Source organism: Anabaena sp. CCY 9910 (assembly GCF_963920875.1).
Lineage (GTDB): Bacteria > Cyanobacteriota > Cyanobacteriia > Cyanobacteriales > Nostocaceae > Trichormus > Trichormus variabilis.
In genome coordinates this window covers 77,715-95,158 of the sequence record NZ_CAWUDJ010000027.1, presented here as the reverse complement: position 1 = coordinate 95,158, position 17,444 = coordinate 77,715, and the positions used below count along the sequence as shown (strand labels likewise).

At 41.1% G+C, this 17,444-nt stretch carries 15 protein-coding genes; 6 read left to right on the top strand and 9 right to left on the bottom strand.

What is annotated here, in order from left to right:
• Positions 1 to 120: 120 nt before the first annotated feature.
• Entirely contained in the window at positions 121 to 1,185 is a 1,065-nt protein-coding gene (locus tag ACM5QX_RS19275; RefSeq protein ID WP_414753390.1) for a potassium channel family protein, read from the bottom strand.
• 150 nt (positions 1,186 to 1,335) lie between these two features.
• Here ACM5QX_RS19275 and ACM5QX_RS19270 point away from each other — a divergent pair, with 150 nt between their 5' ends.
• Together ACM5QX_RS19270 and ACM5QX_RS19265 are read left to right on the top strand one after the other, a co-directional pair.
• The gene (locus ACM5QX_RS19270; RefSeq protein ID WP_414753391.1) at positions 1,336 to 2,619 is read left to right on the top strand and encodes an aspartate aminotransferase family protein; all 1,284 of its coding nucleotides are present in this window, start codon (positions 1,336 to 1,338) and stop codon (positions 2,617 to 2,619) included.
• A gap of 354 nt (positions 2,620 to 2,973) precedes the next feature.
• The gene (locus tag ACM5QX_RS19265) at positions 2,974 to 3,996 is read left to right on the top strand and encodes a tetratricopeptide repeat protein (RefSeq protein WP_414753392.1); all 1,023 of its coding nucleotides are present in this window, start codon (positions 2,974 to 2,976) and stop codon (positions 3,994 to 3,996) included.
• Positions 3,997 to 4,068: 72 nt separating this feature from the next.
• Here the strand turns inward: ACM5QX_RS19265 and psb28 are convergent, their stop codons facing one another.
• The 3 genes from psb28 to ACM5QX_RS19250 all read right to left on the bottom strand — a co-directional run bounded on the left by psb28 (position 4,069) and on the right by ACM5QX_RS19250 (position 5,470).
• Entirely contained in the window at positions 4,069 to 4,437 is a 369-nt protein-coding gene (psb28, locus tag ACM5QX_RS19260; protein WP_010995256.1) for a photosystem II reaction center protein Psb28, read from the bottom strand.
• Positions 4,438 to 4,557: 120 nt separating this feature from the next.
• The gene (locus tag ACM5QX_RS19255) at positions 4,558 to 5,196 is read right to left on the bottom strand and encodes a pyridoxamine 5'-phosphate oxidase family protein (protein ID WP_414753393.1); all 639 of its coding nucleotides are present in this window, start codon (positions 5,194 to 5,196) and stop codon (positions 4,558 to 4,560) included.
• Positions 5,186 to 5,470 (bottom strand): hypothetical protein, encoded by a 285-nt coding sequence (locus ACM5QX_RS19250; protein WP_414753394.1) that lies wholly within the window; start codon positions 5,468 to 5,470, stop codon positions 5,186 to 5,188. Before ACM5QX_RS19250 ends, ACM5QX_RS19255 begins: the two co-directional genes overlap by 11 nt.
• A 136-nt stretch (positions 5,471 to 5,606) precedes the next feature.
• Here ACM5QX_RS19250 and ACM5QX_RS19245 point away from each other — a divergent pair, with 136 nt between their 5' ends.
• The 3 genes from ACM5QX_RS19245 (at position 5,607) to ACM5QX_RS19235 (ending at position 8,705) form a co-directional block, all read left to right on the top strand.
• Positions 5,607 to 6,332, top strand: coding sequence for a hypothetical protein (locus tag ACM5QX_RS19245; RefSeq protein ID WP_414753395.1), 726 nt, complete (start codon positions 5,607 to 5,609; stop codon positions 6,330 to 6,332).
• Positions 6,333 to 6,720: 388 nt separating this feature from the next.
• Positions 6,721 to 7,488, top strand: a complete 768-nt coding sequence (locus ACM5QX_RS19240; RefSeq protein WP_414753396.1) for a DUF1350 family protein — start codon at positions 6,721 to 6,723, stop codon at positions 7,486 to 7,488.
• Positions 7,489 to 7,568: 80 nt separating this feature from the next.
• On the top strand, positions 7,569 to 8,705 hold the full coding sequence (locus tag ACM5QX_RS19235; protein WP_414753397.1) for a SpoIIE family protein phosphatase: 1,137 nt from the start codon (positions 7,569 to 7,571) through the stop codon (positions 8,703 to 8,705).
• On the opposite strand, the gene ACM5QX_RS19230 is transcribed toward ACM5QX_RS19235, so the two are convergent.
• The 5 genes from ACM5QX_RS19230 to cysS form a co-directional block, all read right to left on the bottom strand.
• Positions 8,702 to 9,028, bottom strand: coding sequence for an STAS domain-containing protein (locus ACM5QX_RS19230; protein WP_414753398.1), 327 nt, complete (start codon positions 9,026 to 9,028; stop codon positions 8,702 to 8,704). The genes ACM5QX_RS19235 and ACM5QX_RS19230 overlap by 4 nt on opposite strands.
• A gap of 853 nt (positions 9,029 to 9,881) precedes the next feature.
• Positions 9,882 to 11,288, bottom strand: coding sequence for a sensor histidine kinase (locus ACM5QX_RS19225; protein ID WP_414753399.1), 1,407 nt, complete (start codon positions 11,286 to 11,288; stop codon positions 9,882 to 9,884).
• Positions 11,289 to 11,547: 259 nt separating this feature from the next.
• Positions 11,548 to 12,894 (bottom strand): TldD/PmbA family protein, encoded by a 1,347-nt coding sequence (locus tag ACM5QX_RS19220; protein ID WP_414753400.1) that lies wholly within the window; start codon positions 12,892 to 12,894, stop codon positions 11,548 to 11,550.
• A gap of 235 nt (positions 12,895 to 13,129) precedes the next feature.
• Entirely contained in the window at positions 13,130 to 14,566 is a 1,437-nt protein-coding gene (locus ACM5QX_RS19215; protein WP_414753401.1) for a TldD/PmbA family protein, read from the bottom strand.
• A gap of 3 nt (positions 14,567 to 14,569) precedes the next feature.
• Positions 14,570 to 16,030 carry a cysteine--tRNA ligase gene (cysS, locus tag ACM5QX_RS19210; protein WP_414753402.1) on the bottom strand — a complete coding sequence of 487 codons (1,461 nt, stop codon included), beginning with the start codon at positions 16,028 to 16,030 and terminating at the stop codon, positions 14,570 to 14,572.
• 173 nt (positions 16,031 to 16,203) lie between these two features.
• Between cysS and ACM5QX_RS19205 the strand changes: the two genes are divergently transcribed.
• Entirely contained in the window at positions 16,204 to 17,340 is a 1,137-nt protein-coding gene (locus ACM5QX_RS19205; protein ID WP_414753403.1) for a CobW family GTP-binding protein, read from the top strand.
• Positions 17,341 to 17,444: the final 104 nt, after the last annotated feature.

The window sequence follows — 17,444 nt, the reverse complement described above, 5'->3', positions numbered from 1 at the left end:
TAGGGGTTTAGGGGTTTAGGGGTTTAGGGGTTTAGGGGTTTAGGGGTTTAGGGGTTTAGGGGTAAATCTTTCTTTTCCTCACACCCTTACACCCTCACACCCTTACACCCTCACACCCTTTTAAATATTCTTAGGTTTACGTAATTGCTGAGAACCAATTGGGCCGAGAATTTGGTTGAGGGTACGCAGTTGGTCGGCTGTACCCATGCAAATCAGAGTGTCTCCTGGCATTAACACTGTATCTCCTGTGGGGCCGCCGATCAGCATACCATCTAGACGACGAATAGCGAGGACTAATGCCCCACTTTGCGATCGCAGTTTGGCTTTTTGCAAGCTTTGACCAACGAAGGGACATAAGGCCGGGTCGAGTAAAAATTCTTCCATGTAAAGTTGACGGTCTGCACCTGTAAGAATCCCGTCTACAAAGTCTAATACTTGCGGTCTGAGGGCGGCGGCTGCCATCCGCTTCCCACCTGTGATATATGGGGAAATGACGGCATCTGCACCGCCTCGCTGTAATTTTTGCAGAGCTTCTTCGGTGCTGGCTCGTGCGATCGCTCTAATTCTCGGATTCAGTGTTTTTGCTGATAAGACTGTGTATAAATTTTCTGCATCAGAAGGGAGAGCCGCAACTAAACAAATTGCCCTTTCAATCCCAACTCTCAAGAGAGTATCGTCCAGTGTGGCATCTCCTTGAAATGCTGTATGCCCTTCCGCTTGCGCCCTTTCAATGGAGTCAGCATCAGAATCAATCACCACAAATGTTACACCTTCCGCCCGAAATTCCTTGGCAATTTGGCGACCAGTCCGACTGAATCCGCAAATGATGTAGTGTTCTGATAAGGATTCCATTAAGCGCCTCTGTTGTCTGAGCCGAATACCTTGTTGAAAGTAACCCTGAATAACTGCTTCTGTAAACCTGTTGACGATGTAGCCAAGGTTGATTACACCTAGCAAAATTAAGGCAATAGTAAATAAGCGTCCACGACTACCAAGGGGGTTGGTTTCACCATATCCCACGGTAGCTAAGGTAATAACTGTCATGTAAGCTGCATCTTCCCATGACCAACCCTCGACAAACCGATACCACAAAGTACCGAGAATTAATACACCACCGAGAGCGATCGCCCCGGCCATTAACTCTTTTTGGATGCGTTGGTATTTCTGTTCAAGAGTTGAATACAAAATTATTTTCCACTATTGCCACAGGTTTGAGGATATATAATGTTAAGCTCAAGAGAAAGTAAGAAACACAATAAATAAAAATTTATTTTTAAGAAACTCTAGGAAACTAGTAGGTAAGTATACAATCAAAAATCCGCAGGAGGAGCGTTAGTGAGCCTACAAACTCTCATTGAGCAAGCCACGAACCCCCCAGAGTCAGGTTCTGCTGCATCTAGCCCCTTTAGTACAGATAGCTTTGACGCATCTGTTATGTCCACATACGGACGCTTTCCCCTCGCCTTAGAACGGGGTGCAGGTTGCCGAGTATGGGATACCCAGGGCAGAGAATACCTAGACTTTGTGGCGGGGATTGCCACTTGTACACTAGGACACGCCCACCCAGCTATGGTAGAAGCCGTAACGCGCCAAATCCAAAAGCTGCACCATGTATCTAATTTGTACTACATTCCCGAACAAGGTGAATTAGCCCAATGGATTATTCAACACTCCTGCGCTGATCGGGTATTTTTCTGTAATTCTGGTGCTGAAGCCAACGAAGCCGCTATTAAACTGGCTCGTAAATATGCCCACACAGTTTTAGACATAGAAAAGCCTATTATTCTCACCGCCAATGCCAGTTTCCACGGACGGACGTTGGCAACTATTACCGCTACTGGGCAAGCAAAGTATCAGAAATATTTTGATCCCCTGGTACCCGGATTTCACTATGTAAATTACAACGATATCAGTGCGGTAGAAGCAGCTATTAGTGAGTTAGATGAGGGAGATTACCGAGTAGCGGCAATTCTCATCGAACCATTACAAGGGGAAGGCGGTGTTCGTCCTGGTGATGTGGAATACTTCCAAAAGCTGCGGCAAATTTGTGATGACACCGGCATTTTGTTGATTTTTGACGAAGTGCAAGTTGGTATGGGACGCAGTGGTAAATTGTGGGGTTATGAATATCTGGGTGTAGAACCAGATATTTTCACCAGCGCCAAAGGTTTGGGTGGTGGTATCCCCATTGGGGCAATGATGAGTAAGAAATTCTGCGATGTCTTCCAACCAGGAGAACACGCCAGCACTTTTGGCGGTAATCCCTTTGCCTGTGGTGTAGCGTTGGCTGTGTGCCAAACCTTGGAAAGGGAGAATATTTTACAGAACGTGGAAGATAGAGGAGAACAGTTAAGGAGTGGGTTAAGAGCGATCGCTGCTAAATATCCCCATCATCTTACAGAAGTTCGCGGTTGGGGTTTAATTAACGGTTTGGAATTAGCCGCAGATATTCAATTAACTGCTGCTGATGTCGTCAAAGCTGCCATCAACGAAGGCTTATTGTTAGTACCAGCCGGGCCAAAGGTTGTCCGTTTTGTACCACCATTAATTGTCACAGAGGCAGAAATCAACACCGCCTTAAAATTATTGGAAAAAGCATTAGCAACTGTGACAGCTTAAATCACATACTGCTGGCAAAAATAGCGGAAATAATCACCGCCGATACACACCAATGAACGCTGATAAAAGTCTGTGTTCATCTACTGGAATCGGCGGCTTATTGTTATCAAATATCTTCACTACTTGAGCTAGATGCAGGTTTAAAAATAGAACATATTTGCTAATAAAGATATACTTTGCTCGCTCGATATCTTATTATTGCTTTAATAATCCCGATACCATACCATCTTGATCTCTTTACGTCTTGTATCTAAAGGTAGAAAATAAAGGTTAACTTAAAGTTGGGCAACCTGAGGAAGGTTCTATCTGCTCAAGAGTAACCTGCCAATCTATATGCAGTACAACTGAGGTCAAATGACGCAATCTTGCAATCGAGTCAAAGTTTGGGAAGAACGCCGTAACGAAGCTAATATTTACTACAAACAGGGGAAATTTTCAGAATATCTTGACTTGGTAACGGAAAATTTACAACTAGCTAGAGCAATTCCAGACCGAGCTAGAGAAGGTCATACATTGAACGATATTGGTCTAGCATATCTTGGGTGTTGGCAACCGCAAAAAGCATTAGATTGTTTCCATCAGGCCTTGGCTGTAGCTGTAGAGATTGGTAATATCCAAGCAGAAGCCACGGCTTTAAGCAATCTAGGTTCTACTTGCAGTCGTCTCGGCAAACTTTCCCAGGCCTTAGAGTATTTTGAGAAAGCCGCGCAAATATTCAGAGAGTTACAAGATACTCAGGGTGAAGTTTCCACCCTCAATGATATGGCGCTAATTTACATCAGATCGGGTAAACCCAAGCGATCGCTCTTGCTGCAAAATCAAATTTTAGCAATGCGGCGTTTGTTAGGAGACCTTTCTGGTGAAGCCACCACACTCAATGGCATTGGATTCGCCTATAGTGTTTTAGGTGAGTTTGGGAAAGCACTAGACTATCTTCAACAAGCATTACCTATTCAAAAAGCAGTCAAGAACTTAGCGGGTGAAGCCATAACTCTGAACAACATCGCCTCGATCTATTTAGACTTAGGACAACCCAAACAAGCCCTGTTACTCTACCATCAAGTTTTGTTAACACGCCAGTCCATGAACGATCTTCCAGGGGAAGCCACTACTCTCAACAACATTGGCTTTACCTACTCTAAATTGAGCAGTCATCGCAAAGCACTGAAATTCTACAAACAAGCACTTGTTATTTATCAACAACTAGAAGATTCTCTTGGAGAAATTTCGACTTTGTTGAATATGGGTAACCTATACGTCACCACAAAACGCAAAAAGTTAGCTCTATTGTGTTATCGCAATGCTCAAACACTAGCTGAAAAAATCTCAGATCAGACAATCTTTGACAAAGTAAAGCAGTTTATGGATGCTATTTAAGGAAAGCGCTTCATGAGCAGATGAATCTACAGGAAACTTGCAAACCAAGGCTGTTTTCACAAATATCTCAACCTAACGTTCTCCATATTCCATATCATTAGCCTCGGCGTAACGGTTCATAAAGCGCATGAACCGTTCCCAATGATCATCACGCTCAACTTCAAATTTGCACTCTACTCCTTGTAATTCATCACCTTCATCACCCCCAAAAATAAATCTTGTAGCGGAAGGGGTGACGCTAATTTCCCCTTCTTCATCGGTTAACAATAGAGAATTCAAGGATTGTTTAGTAAAGCTGTTGAATCCTTCTATCGCTTGCAGTTGATTAAACTTCATCATAACGATGCGTTTGCCAGTACGGACTTCTCGCCGCAAACTAACATTACTTAATTCTTCAAAAATACCTGCGAAAAATTGAATTGAGGGGGTGATAGATGTCATGAGTGGATTTAAATTTAATTGTTATAATCCACAATTTACAACAGTTCGTAACCGAATAGATCCGATTTAAAAGGTCAGTCCCGATGAAACAAGTTGCACCACCAAAGATGAAAATGCTTTTCAGTCTCTACTTGGCTGTTGCTTTCCAGTCTTTGAAGAAGAATTTTGCTCACTTAACTGCTGTTCCAATTCGGCAATCCGATTTTCTAAAGGTGCCATCATTGCTTTAACTTCTCTTTCGGAATAGCGGAGGGGAATGTGTTGGGGACAATTCTCGCTTGTGGCTTCGACATGAAATAGAATCGCCCGTTCCACCTGTGCGGGATAATCGGCAACTCTTACTTGCTCTAGTAAACTAGATTCGCCTTCAATGTATTCGGCTCTACCCCAAATCTTGATGCGTTGGCGATGACGATAATCCATCAAAAACAGAAATGCTTTGTCATTACTGGATAAATTACCGACGGTAATGTACTGCAAATTACCCGAAAAATCAGCAAAGCCTAGCGTCTTTTCATCCAGCACCTTGAGGAAACCAGGTGACCCCCCGCGAAACTGGATGTAGGGGTAGCCATTGGAACTGACGGTTCCCAGGTAAAACCCTTCCAGTTGAGAGATGAATTTGGCAATGTTGGGGGTGATGGTGTCATTAGCAGGGCCATTGGCAATATAGCGATCATAGGTCTGCCGTGAGCCGCGCTCTTCTTGGGCTGCTTGTACTTCTGGAGTGAAGGCAATTTCACCAAATTTACGTGTCATTATCTCCTCCTAAGCCGCTAGTTAGGTGAATTTCGCCATCGCCAGCTAAGGCCACGTAGGGTAAGACTACCACATCGGCGATCGCCAAATACCCTAACTCTAGCCATTGTTGAGTGGCTGGAAATATGTGGTATGAACGCGCCAATTCCGTCCCTTGCCGTACTTCTCCTGCGGTTGAGGAGAGCCAACACACCACCCGACTCATCACTTCTGGCTTGAAAGTGGGGAGTGGGGAAAGACTACTTTCATACAAGGTCTGTGGAACTTGCTTCATCGGTATTTACTTTTTTATTTAGCTTAGTTATTAATAATATAAAAATTTTGAGACAAAATTACAGCAACCTCAGACATCCTGAAAATAGGTTGTTATATTGTACTAAATAACTATTTTGTTCAACCTGGGGAAAGCTGTGCGTAATGATTTACAAGATTTGGAGATTAGTCATAGAGAACTAGAAAATTTGACTAACTTACCTGTGAAATCAGAACTAATTACTATCAGGAACATTTTTAAAAAGATTTGTAGAAAAATTATAACTCAGATTAAAGGCTCTGAAGGAGCTACAGTAGTTTTCCTGAGTTTTTCTGTATTTATTTTTGCATACTTAATATTTGATATTTTTATCAAAGTATTTGCCGCATGGATAGAGATGCCATCCTGGTTATTATTAATAATTTTCAGTTTTTTAGGTGTTGTCAGTACACAGACTTTTTTATATTACTGGTGGCGTAACCAGCAAAAAATCCTGAGAAAAAATCTGACAAATTCTCTAGAAATACTCTTAAATGATGTTGATAGATACAATGCAGTGATTAAAGCTATAGATATTAATGACCAGATAGAAGATGCAGGGAATACAGGAGTAAGCATCAAGGAAAGAGAAAAAGTTATCGATGCCCTGAAACTGACAAGAACCGATTTAATTAGAGCATTAAAAACAGAAAGAATATTAAGAGAAAATCAGAATTTTATTCTCAGTAATACAGAATTGTTTACTAATAATTTAGCCACTTTAACCGCAATGCAAGTGACAGAACAAGCCACTGAGCATGGCAGGTTACTCAATGAAGCATTACAAATTGCTTTAGATGTGCAATATGAAATGAAAAGCTTACAAAGTCAATCTAATCTATAAAATGTGACAAAAGTCTTGAGATTGTTTTATCCAAGCAGTATTGGAAGTGATTGAGAGAAATAAGGTGATACGCACTAGAACAAATATTCTTGCGTCAGGGCTGTCCATAGTCAAGAGTCAAAGGCTAGCTTGAACTGTGGACTGTGAGGCAGTCGCAGTCTTGGCGGTTCCCGTCGATTGCGAACTGCCGTTAGCGTAGCGGTAGCGACGTTAGGAGCGTCACCCGGAGGGTGGACTTTTGACAACCTGAGTGCGAAATATACAATTTAAATGCGTAACAGCTTATTCCTATTCTTGTTGTGGTAATTGCTGAATGGGGTTCTGGTTGGAAAATGACTAATCCAGGGTCTAACATAAAGAAGTGTAAATTAAGCGATCGCCTACAGGGATGGATTGGAAAGAAATTAGAGGTAACTGGGTGCTTGTCCCCCGTAATCCAGTCGGGATCATTCATTTCTTGGGAGGTGCGTTTGTTGCCACAGCACCCCATCTGACATATCGTTGGCTACTAGAACAGTTGGGTAATAAAGGGTATGTAGTGATTGCCACGCCTTTTGTAAATACTTTGGATCATATTGCGATCGCCGACTCTGTGCTATTAAACTTTGAACGCACAATAGAAAGATTGCATGATTCTGGGGCATTACGCAAGCTCTACTTACCTACCTACGGAATCGGACATAGCATGGGGTGTAAACTCCATTTACTTATTGGCAGTCTTTTCCCTGTGGAACGGGCGGGTAATATTTTAATCTCTTTCAACAACTATGCCGCTAAGGATGCTATACCCTTAGTGGAACAGTTCAATACTACTTTGGCGATCGAATTTACTCCCTCGCCTTTGGAAACAAACAAACTCGTGCAGGAAAGTTACAATATCCGGCGCAACTTATTAATCAAATTTAATAACGATAACCTGGATCAATCAGCCGCTTTAACCAAAATCTTACAAACACGCTTTCCAGAAATGGTGACAGCCCAGACTTTACCAGGAACACACACTACACCCTTAGGTCAAGATGTCAAATGGCAAACAGGGTCATCATTCACCCCCTTTGATGCGTTAGGGCAGTGGTTCAAACAAGAAGTCTATCGTGACTTAAATCAGCTAAATCGTGCCATCCTCTTGTGGTTAAATCCTCTTTCACCACCGTAGGAGGCAAAAGGGAGGAGGGAATACTATAGTATATCTCTCACGACCAATGACCAATAACCAATGACCAATGACTATTGACTATGTTTCAAATTTTAATAATTGATGATGATATATCAATTCAAACATTACTAAAAAGAATTTTACAAAAACAGGGTTATCAAATAGTTACTGCGAGTAATGGTGAAGAAGGAATTACTCAAGCATTAACTAGTCGCCCAGCACTAATTATTTGTGATTGGATCATGCCTGGCTTAAATGGTTTGGAGGTTTGCCATCGCATCAAGACAAATCCGAATCTATCCACTACATTTTTTATCTTGCTCACCTCTTTAGACTCTGTAGCCGATCGCGTTAAAGGTTTAGATGCTGGTGCTGATGATTTTATCACCAAGCCGATTGAGCAAAATGAACTGCAAGCAAGGGTGAGAGCCGGATTGCGACTGCATCAATTAAGTCGAGATTTGCGGACTCAAAAGCTGCTATTAGAAGAAGAACTAGCAGAAGCCGCCGAATATGTGCGATCGCTTCTACCAGAACCTCTAAATGAACCCATCAGCATCAATTCTCGATTCATCCCCTCTCGTCAACTCGGTGGTGATTGTTTTGACTATTACTGGCTGGATGACGATTGCTTGGCATTATATCTACTAGATACAGCCGGACATGGATTAAAAGCTGCTCTCCCCTCAATTTCTGTTCTTAATTTACTGCGTTCTCGCGCCCTGAAAAATCTCAATTATTATCAACCCAGCGATGTACTGAAAAATCTTAATGAAACCTTCCAGATGAATTATCAAAATGATAAATACTTCACTATCTGGTATGGTGTTTATCACCGCATCAAACGACAGCTAACTTATGCTAGCGCTGGTCATCCACCTGCAATTTTGATATCTGGAACATCACCAGCTAGTACGGAAGTGCAAATTTTAAGAACCCCAGGAATGCCCGTTGGTATGTTTCCAGAAGCACAATATGTTGATGCTTATTGCAATGTCGAAAAATTGAGCAGTTTGTATATCTTCAGTGATGGCGCTTATGAAATTACTAAATCAGATGGCAAAATTTGGAGTTTAGATGCTTTCATTCAGATACTCGCTAGCGTACATCATAATGATGATTATCAACTTGATCAAGTCTTAAATTGCCTGACCGCTTTGAATCCCAAAGATACGTTTGAAGATGATTTATCAATCCTACAAGTTAAGTTTGACTAACTATTCGCCAGTATAATTTCATTAAATTCATCTTGATTATTAAATATTTCAAATACCTTGTCCATACCAGTCAACTCAAATAATATTCTTACCTGTTCATTAATCGAACAGAGAAATAATTTTGTCCCTGCTGCTCTCAATGTTTTAAAAGCTAACACTAAAGCTCCCAAGGCGGAACTATCCATAAAAATCACATCCTGACAATCAACTAAAACAATTTTTGTGCCGCTATTCAGGAGATGGGTAATCTCTTCTCGCAGTTCCTGTGAATTTGCTGTATTGATAATTCCACTGAGTTTAATAACTTGTACTTGCTGATTCATAGTGTTTTTGACTAATTTACTGTAAAAGGATGTACTAAATTTGCCAATATTATATAGCAACACACACAATTTTAGTGAAACAGATGCGCCTCAAGAGGCTTATTTATTGCTTATAGACTCCATTTGTAACCACAAGACAAGTCGATTTTACCTCAATCAATAAATCTAGATTTTGAATTTATCTTCATATAATTATGAACCTGATTTAGGAAATAAGATTGAGGTAAGAGATATGAAGATAGCCTAATTCCTCAATATTATTTTGTATATCTTGTACCCAAAAGACTAATTTTTTCGCAAATTTATCAAACAATATTCTCACACAATATACATTATAAAAATTAGCTAATCAGTTTGGCAAAATTGTAATTTAAGCTGCAATTTAACTTAACCCTCAATGCAATATAGCGTTTCCTAGTCTGCTGAGGTACAAATTTATCCGCGTCTATCTGTGTCCATCTGCGCTTAATTATTGTCGTTTATACTTCACTAGGATAAAAAAGGCTATAAAGACAATTATGCCAGCAGAAACTATCAAACGGGCGATTAGCCAGCCCTCGCCGTAGCCCACAGCTCTGTTTTTCTTTTCTTATCTTTGATGTTGTCTAGTAAGTAGAACGACTTGAAAAACCTATATTAAGTAATGTAAAAACACTAGGATTAGTTTTGTAGTAAGGACTTTAGTCCTTTTTTGAGAACTAAAGTTCTCTCTGCATTCGGCATAGCGTGTCGAGAAAAAAAGTTGCGCGTAAAACTCTATATAATATTGGCAGTGACTAGCTTAAGCGCAAGAGTATACTACAAAACTTTAATTATTTACCCTGTTCTACCTAGTCGCTGAATCTTATTTCCTTTAAATAGGTATTTCTATTTCAAATTTCGTGTCCTGTCCTGGAGTAGAAATACAGTTTAATTTTCCGCGATGCTGCTCAACTACAATTTGATAGGCGATAGAAAGTCCTAAACCAGTGCCAGATCCAACGGGTTTAGTGGTGAAAAAAGGATCGAAAATGTGGGATATTGATATTTCATCTATACCAATTCCATTATCACTAATAGAAATTCTGACTGTATTTTCTGGAAAAATTACTTCTGTTTTAATTTCAATTCTTGGCTGAGTAATTGTATTAGAGGCAGACTGTAAGGCATCAATTGCATTACTCAAAATGTTCATAAATACCTGATTTATCTGGCTAGCATGGCAATTGACTTTAGGAAGTGGCTGGTATTTTTTAATTATTTGAATCTTTGGTAAAAGCTCATTAGCTTGCAGTCGATGTTGCAGAATTAGCAAAGTACTTTCTATCCCTTCATGCAGATCAATTGATTTTTTGCTTGATTCATCAAGACGAGAGAAATTTCGTAAACTCAGGACGATATCCCGAATGCGATCGCTTCCCGTTTCCATAGACTTAAGCATTTTAGCAACATCTTTTTGTAAAAATTCTATGTCGGCTTCTTTAATTTTCTGTTGCAGGGAGATAGAAGGATTAGGATATTCTGATTGATATGCCACAATCAGTTCTAAAAGAATATTTATAAATTCTCTAGTATGGGTAATGTTGCTATAAATGAATCCAATGGGATTATTTATCTCATGAGCAATACCTGCGACAAGATGTCCTAAACTAGACATTCTTTCTGCCTGAATTAGTTGTATTTGGGTTTTATGTAGCTCTTTGAGAGTTTGTTCTAAGTGAATATTTTGCTGTTTAAGTGCTGTTTCTGCCAATTGGCGCTCAATCTCTGCTGCGGATCGAGCAGCAAATATTTTTAAAATAGCCTCTTGTTCTTCGTAACTGCGTTCTAATGGTTTAATATGTAAGCCAGCAATATGTCCAAGAGGTTTACCCTGAGGATCTAAAATTGGAACGCCTAGATAGCTTTCCGCATTTAAGTTAACTAAATCTAGGTCATCAGGAAACTTTTTTTGGATACAATCGGGGTAAATCTGAAGACCTTCTTGATAAAGAACCCCGCAAGGAGTTCCAGCCAGATCGTATTCAAAATTGGGGCCAAATTCCTCTCCTTTCCAAAATGCCAAAACTCTAGCTCGTGGCTGTTCATCATCAATAAACTCTGCAATCAAAGCATACTGAATTTGGAGTACCTCAGCCAAGTAATGAGCGCAAGCTTGGAAGAAGGCTTCACCAACCTGAGATGCAATCCCTTCTACAATCAGTTTCAGGTTAATATTTTCTTGCTGGAGTGGTTGATCGGGTAACGAAATCGCCGTTTTTTTTGAAAGTGGAGTTAGCATGACAATAGGTTGAATATTGAGTAGGTATTACGACACGTCGTTCCTCTCATTCTTCCCAAGTACAAGGGATAAACTCTATTACCAAAGAACAATTTAAGCAAGTTTCATACAAGATTAATACAAACTAATTGATTGTAAATTGATATCGTCTATTAGCTTATTACCACCATAAGAGCCGTCTATTTAAAACAAATGATCACATATAGGCAATGGTTACAACAGCCTAAATATAGTGATTCAGTTTGATAGATGAATATGGCTACAAGGTGTAAGTAAAATCATTGACCAGCATCCCAGGAACCAGACTACCTCCTAGTTGACGACTCTCGTAGGTTCCTACTTCAGGAATGAATTCTTGAATGTTGGTAAAGTCTATTAAATTTTCTCCCCAAAAGCAATACAGGCTTTCATCAAAGCGTAAGTTTTCAATGGGGGCGACAATCTCACCGTTTTCTATCCAAAAACAGGCGTAACGGGTCATACCTGTAATTCTACCTGTGGGGCGATCGCTCCAGTTCAAGTAATGCAAATTGGATACATATAAGCCTGTATCTAAACTGGGGAGAATTTGTTCATAAGTTAAATTCCCTGGTATCACCTCTGGCGCACGTAAGGTTTCCGAACTGTTCGCACCGTTGGCAATTTTTTGATATTCTTTAGCAGTCCGCGAATTAACTAAGGTATTGACTAAAATTCCTTTGTCAATTATTGATAATTCTGGTGCAGCCATTTCTCCCAGTTGGTTAAATCGCGGTACTAAACCCAGTTGGAAGTTTTCTCGCAAACTAAATTTAGGGGAAAGTTGTTTATCTTGGCGTGAGAGAATAGCTAATGCACTATTACCTTGTTGGATATCTGCTTCACTGACTGCACCCCAAGAAAGCATACTTAATAAATCAGCAACAGCCGCCGGGGCAAAATAAGTTTTGTATTGTCCTTTCGGTACTTCTTTAGCTCGATTTGCTAGCAGTTTTAATTGCTGTTTCCCTTCACTAATTTTGACAGAATAAGCTTCTTGATCCCAATTACTCCCAGCAAATGTACCTTTAACTGCTTGCCCAGAACTAATAAACAAAGAATAATCTAAAGTAAAGGAATCAGTAGCAAACCAATGTTTTTGTCCACTAGAATCGCCATAGGCTCTGATAACTAAACCCCCGGCATAGATACCAGTAAAGTCTAACTCCCTAACTTGTTCTAATACATTTGTTACTACTGCTTCTGCTGGCAATATATTACCTATATGCGTTTCCCGACTAGTATTATTTCCTGATGGTAAAACTAGATAAGGATCAACTGGTAATAAAGGCAATTCACCCCGGAGTTCTTGTAAAGCTTGATATGCTGATTGCCAGTCTTTCTCCCAATTTCCAGTAAAAGGAAACTGACGAAAACTGCTGCGCTGGTCTGTCATCAAAGTTAGTTCAATCCAACCATCAGCCACAAAACCAGTTTGGCGGACTTTGGCTTGATTAAAGCGAGTAAATTGACTACGTTCACTGCTAAGTTTCACAGTGAATTGTTCATTTTCTAATTTTTTAACTAGGAGAGTTTCTAATAGTTGATTAAAACTAAATTCTAAAGTAGATACTTCCTCAATTTTCATGGATATCAAAAAGGAATAGAGGGCAACATGAAATTTTGAATTTTGTAGCTTTAGCTTCCCGTAGGGTATTTTGAACTGATTGATTAGAGGCAGGGGGTAGGGGAAACTATAGGTACAAACCTCATCCCTTGTGGCGTGAAAGCTTCGTTTCCCCTTTTAAGCGTTGGTTGAAACCTCCCCCACAAGTAGAGTGATTTTACCCCTGCTCCCTGCTCCCCTGCTCCCCTGCTTTTCATTACCCTCCCCCAAAAACTTCTACATCAGCAAATACACAAACAGGTGAACCATGTCCTACCCAAATAGATTGATTGGGTTCGCCTTTACCACAGAAAGGTGTGCCGTACATTTGCCAGTTAGCATCGTCGCTGATTTTTACTAGACTGTGCCAAAATTCTGGTGTTGTGGCTCGATAGTTAGGATTACGAAGGGTTTTGGTTAGCTTACCATGTTCAATGAGTTTGGCATATTCACAGCCAAACTGAAATTTATAACGGCGATCGTCTATTGACCAGGAACGATTAGATTCCATATAAACGCCATGTTCTATATCACTGATCATCTCATCAAAGGAGACGTTTCCTGGTTCTAAGTTTAAGTTTGCCATGCGGTCAATTGGTGGTCGATTCCATGAGGAAGCGCGGGCGCAGGCTACCCCTGGAACTTTTGCTCTGGCTTGGCTTTCTAAACTGCCTAAACCCCTTTTTAGTACACCTTCTTTGATGACATATTCCCTTGTGGCGACTACACCTGTATCATCAAATCCATAGCTGGCATATTCACCGGCAACGGTGGGGTCAAAAGTGATATTCATTAATGGCGAACCGTAGACTAGTTTGCCAAAGTCACTGGTGTTGACAAAGCTACCACCGGCGTAGTTGCGCTCATCGCCTAAAATTCTGTCAATTTCTAAGGGATGTCCTACACTTTCATGAATTTGTAACATCATTTGGTCTGGGGCTAAAACCAAATGGGTGCGGGTGCTTGGACATTCTTCGGCGGTTAAGAGTTCTATGGCTTGTTCGCCTATTTGCTGTACTCTTTGCCATAGGTGATCTTGTTTTAACAGTTCTAGTCCACCTTGGTAACAGTGTGCTTGCCAGCCGTTATTGCTACGTTGTTGAACGATCGCCCCATCTTGAGCGATCGCGCCATAATGAGTACCTATGGACAAGAATTTTTGATATACCTCAGAACCGTTGCTGCTGACAAACCAACTCTGTTTTTCACTGGTGGAGGCGCTGGCGGTAGTTTGGACAATTTTTTCGTCCACTTTTAAGGTGTGGCAAATTCGCACCAACAAATCATTAATTTCCCCAGGACTGAGAGCATCCAATGGTTCTAAAAATGGTGAGTTATATTCACCCACAACCTTGGGGCGTTCAGTTTCACGGAAGGGATATATGCCCCACTGACTGGCTGCTAGTGCTTGTTTATAGGCGATTTCAGCCGCCGCTTGTAAGGATGGTAATTCTAGGGAGTTGGTAGCCGCATAACCCAAGGAACCATTCACCAAAACTTCTAACATGGCTCCCACTGTGGTTGATTTACCGTTACTTTGGGGTAAACCATCACGGACATAATGGTTAGCAGCAGTTTCCTTTACTACCCTAATACCGATCCAATCGGCAGGTATTTTAAAACTAGCGATCGCTTGTGTAAGTTCAGACCACATAATTCAATTCCTATGCCAACGAGTACCTTGGGGGCTATCAATTAAGGTTACACCTTGTGCTTGTAGTTCATTACGGATGCGATCGCTTTCGCTAAAGTTCTTGTTTTTTCTGGCTGCTTGTCTTTGCTCAATTAGGGCTTCAATATCTGTATCACTCAGACCTGCTTGTGTCAGGGTTTCATCATCTGGTGTTGCTTCTAAACCCAAGACTTTACCTAAGGTGACAAGGGTATTCCATTGGCGTTGGAGTTCATCGCTGGGGGTTTTGGTGGTTCCTTCATGGACGAGGATATTACCCTCGCGGCGGAGTTCTTTGGCTAATTCAAACAGTACCGCCAACCCACCAGAGAAATTAAAGTCATCATCGCCTAATTCTTGAAAGCGGGTGGTGAGTTCAGGGATAATTGCGGATTCTTGACCCCAACCGAGTTTTTCACCGTACTGATAGCCAAAGAGTAAACCTTCCTTCAGGGTTTTCCAGCTATTTTCGGCGTTGGCGATCGCTTCTTCTGTAAAATCTAGAGGCTTGCGATAATGTGCCTGCAAGACAAACAATCTTACAGCCATTGGGTTTACTGGGTCGCCTTTCCAGGTACCCACCCCATCTAATAATTCTCGAATGGTGATGAAATTACCCAGAGATTTCGACATTTTTTGACCATTCACCATCACCATACCATTGTGTGTCCAATAACGCGCCAATGGCTGATTCATGGCTGCTTCAGACTGAGCAATTTCATTTTCATGGTGGGGAAAAATTAAATCTCCACCACCACCATGAATATCAATTGTTGCCCCTAGCTTAGAACGAATCATCGCCGAGCATTCAATATGCCATCCCGGACGACCTGGCCCCCAAGGGGAATCCCATGCTGGTTCCCCTGGTTTTGCTGCCTTCCACAAGGCAAAATCAAAGGGATGTTGTTTTTTAGGTTCTGAATCTTCCCCATCTACACGACCACTAGCACCAGCCTGCATTTGTTCCAACTCTCGGCCAGAGAGTTTGCCATAACTGGGAAAGCGTTCTACACGATAATAGACATCTCCAGCAACGGCGTAAGCTAGGCCTTTTTCCTCCAGAATTTGGATTAATTGATGAATTTCGGGAATATGCTCAGTCACACGGGGATATTCATCCGCATCCAGGACATTTAAACGGCGGATATCTGCAAAATAGGCATCGATAAAGCGGTTCGACACCTCGACCATTGTTGAACCTTGTTCTTTGGCACGGTTAAGAATCTTATCGTCAATATCGGTAAAATTTTGGATGTATTTAACTTCAAAACCACGCCAAATCAAATAACGCCGAATCGTATCCCAAACTATATAGGAACGTGCATGACCCAAATGGCAATAATCATAGACTGTCACACCGCAGCAATACATCTTAACCTTACCTGGCTCTACAGTTTCCAAAGGTTCTTGACGGCGGGTGAGGGTATTGTAAATCGTTAGGGTCATAACACGGTAACTTGGAAGAGATAGGCAATAATAGGATAAAGCAGCTGGACAAATATTCCAGCATCCCTATGCTAGTGTTTTCTGGACTATCTCCGCTACCATTTTGCCATTCCGCTCGAAACAAGCTGCCCTGAAAGTCCTGTCGTATCTTCTAATTTTGCGCCCATATTGCTATGCAATCAGCAGTCACCGATAATTCTCAACCAATGGATGCTCCCAAACAAGGAATGCCAGTCACGATTATTACTGGATTTCTCGGTAGTGGCAAGACAACTTTACTCAATCATATTCTCAGCAATCAACAGAATTTAAAAACTGCCGTTTTGGTCAATGAATTTGGAGAAATCGGCATTGACAACGAGTTAATCGTTTCCACCGATGAGAATATGGTGGAACTGAGTAACGGTTGTATTTGCTGCACTATTAATAATGATTTAGTAGATGCTGTATACAAGGTTTTAGAAAGGGAAGAAAAGCTAGATTATTTAGTTGTGGAAACAACTGGACTAGCTGATCCCTTACCAGTAGCCCTAACATTTTTGGGTACAGAACTGCGGGATTTAACCCGATTGGATTCGATTATTACTGTAGTGGATGCAGCCAATTACAGTTTAGATTTATTTAACTCACAAGCAGCTTACAGCCAAATTGCCTACGGTGATGTAATTCTGTTGAACAAGACAGATTTGGTTGATGAAGCCAGCTTGAATGATTTGGAAAGAAAAATCAATGAAGTTAAAGAAGGTGCGAGGATTTTAAGAACGAAGCGATCGCAAGTTCCCCTCCCCTTAATCTTAAGTGTGGGTCTATTTGAGTCGGATAAGTATTATGATACAGCCGATGACCATAGTCACGACCATCACGACCATGACCATGACCATGATCATTCAGCTTGTGAGCATGATCATCATGACCATGAGCATGATCATTCAACTTGCGGTCACGACCACCACGACCACGAACACCATCATCACCACTCCGACCATTTAGAAAACGATGGTTTCACCTCAATATCTTTCCAAAGTGATCAACCATTTTCAATTCGCAAGTTTCAATACTTTCTAGATAACCAACTTCCCACAAATATTTTCCGAGCCAAGGGGATTATGTGGTTTGATGAAAGTCCCAAGCGTCACATTTTCCACCTATGTGGTAAACGCTTTACTTTAGATGATGAGGAATGGAAAGGCGCACCTAAAAACCAATTAGTATTGATTGGTCAAAATTTAGACCGTGAAACTTTACTCACTCAATTAGAAAACTGCGTCTGTCTTCCTTCTACCAGCCGGGGTAAAGGTTTTGGGAAATAGAAATGATATAGGACTTACGCACCCAGATTTTCTGTTGAGACTGGGTGTAGGGGTATAGGGGTGTAAGGGTATAGGGGTGTAAGGGTGTAGGGGTGTAAGGGTTT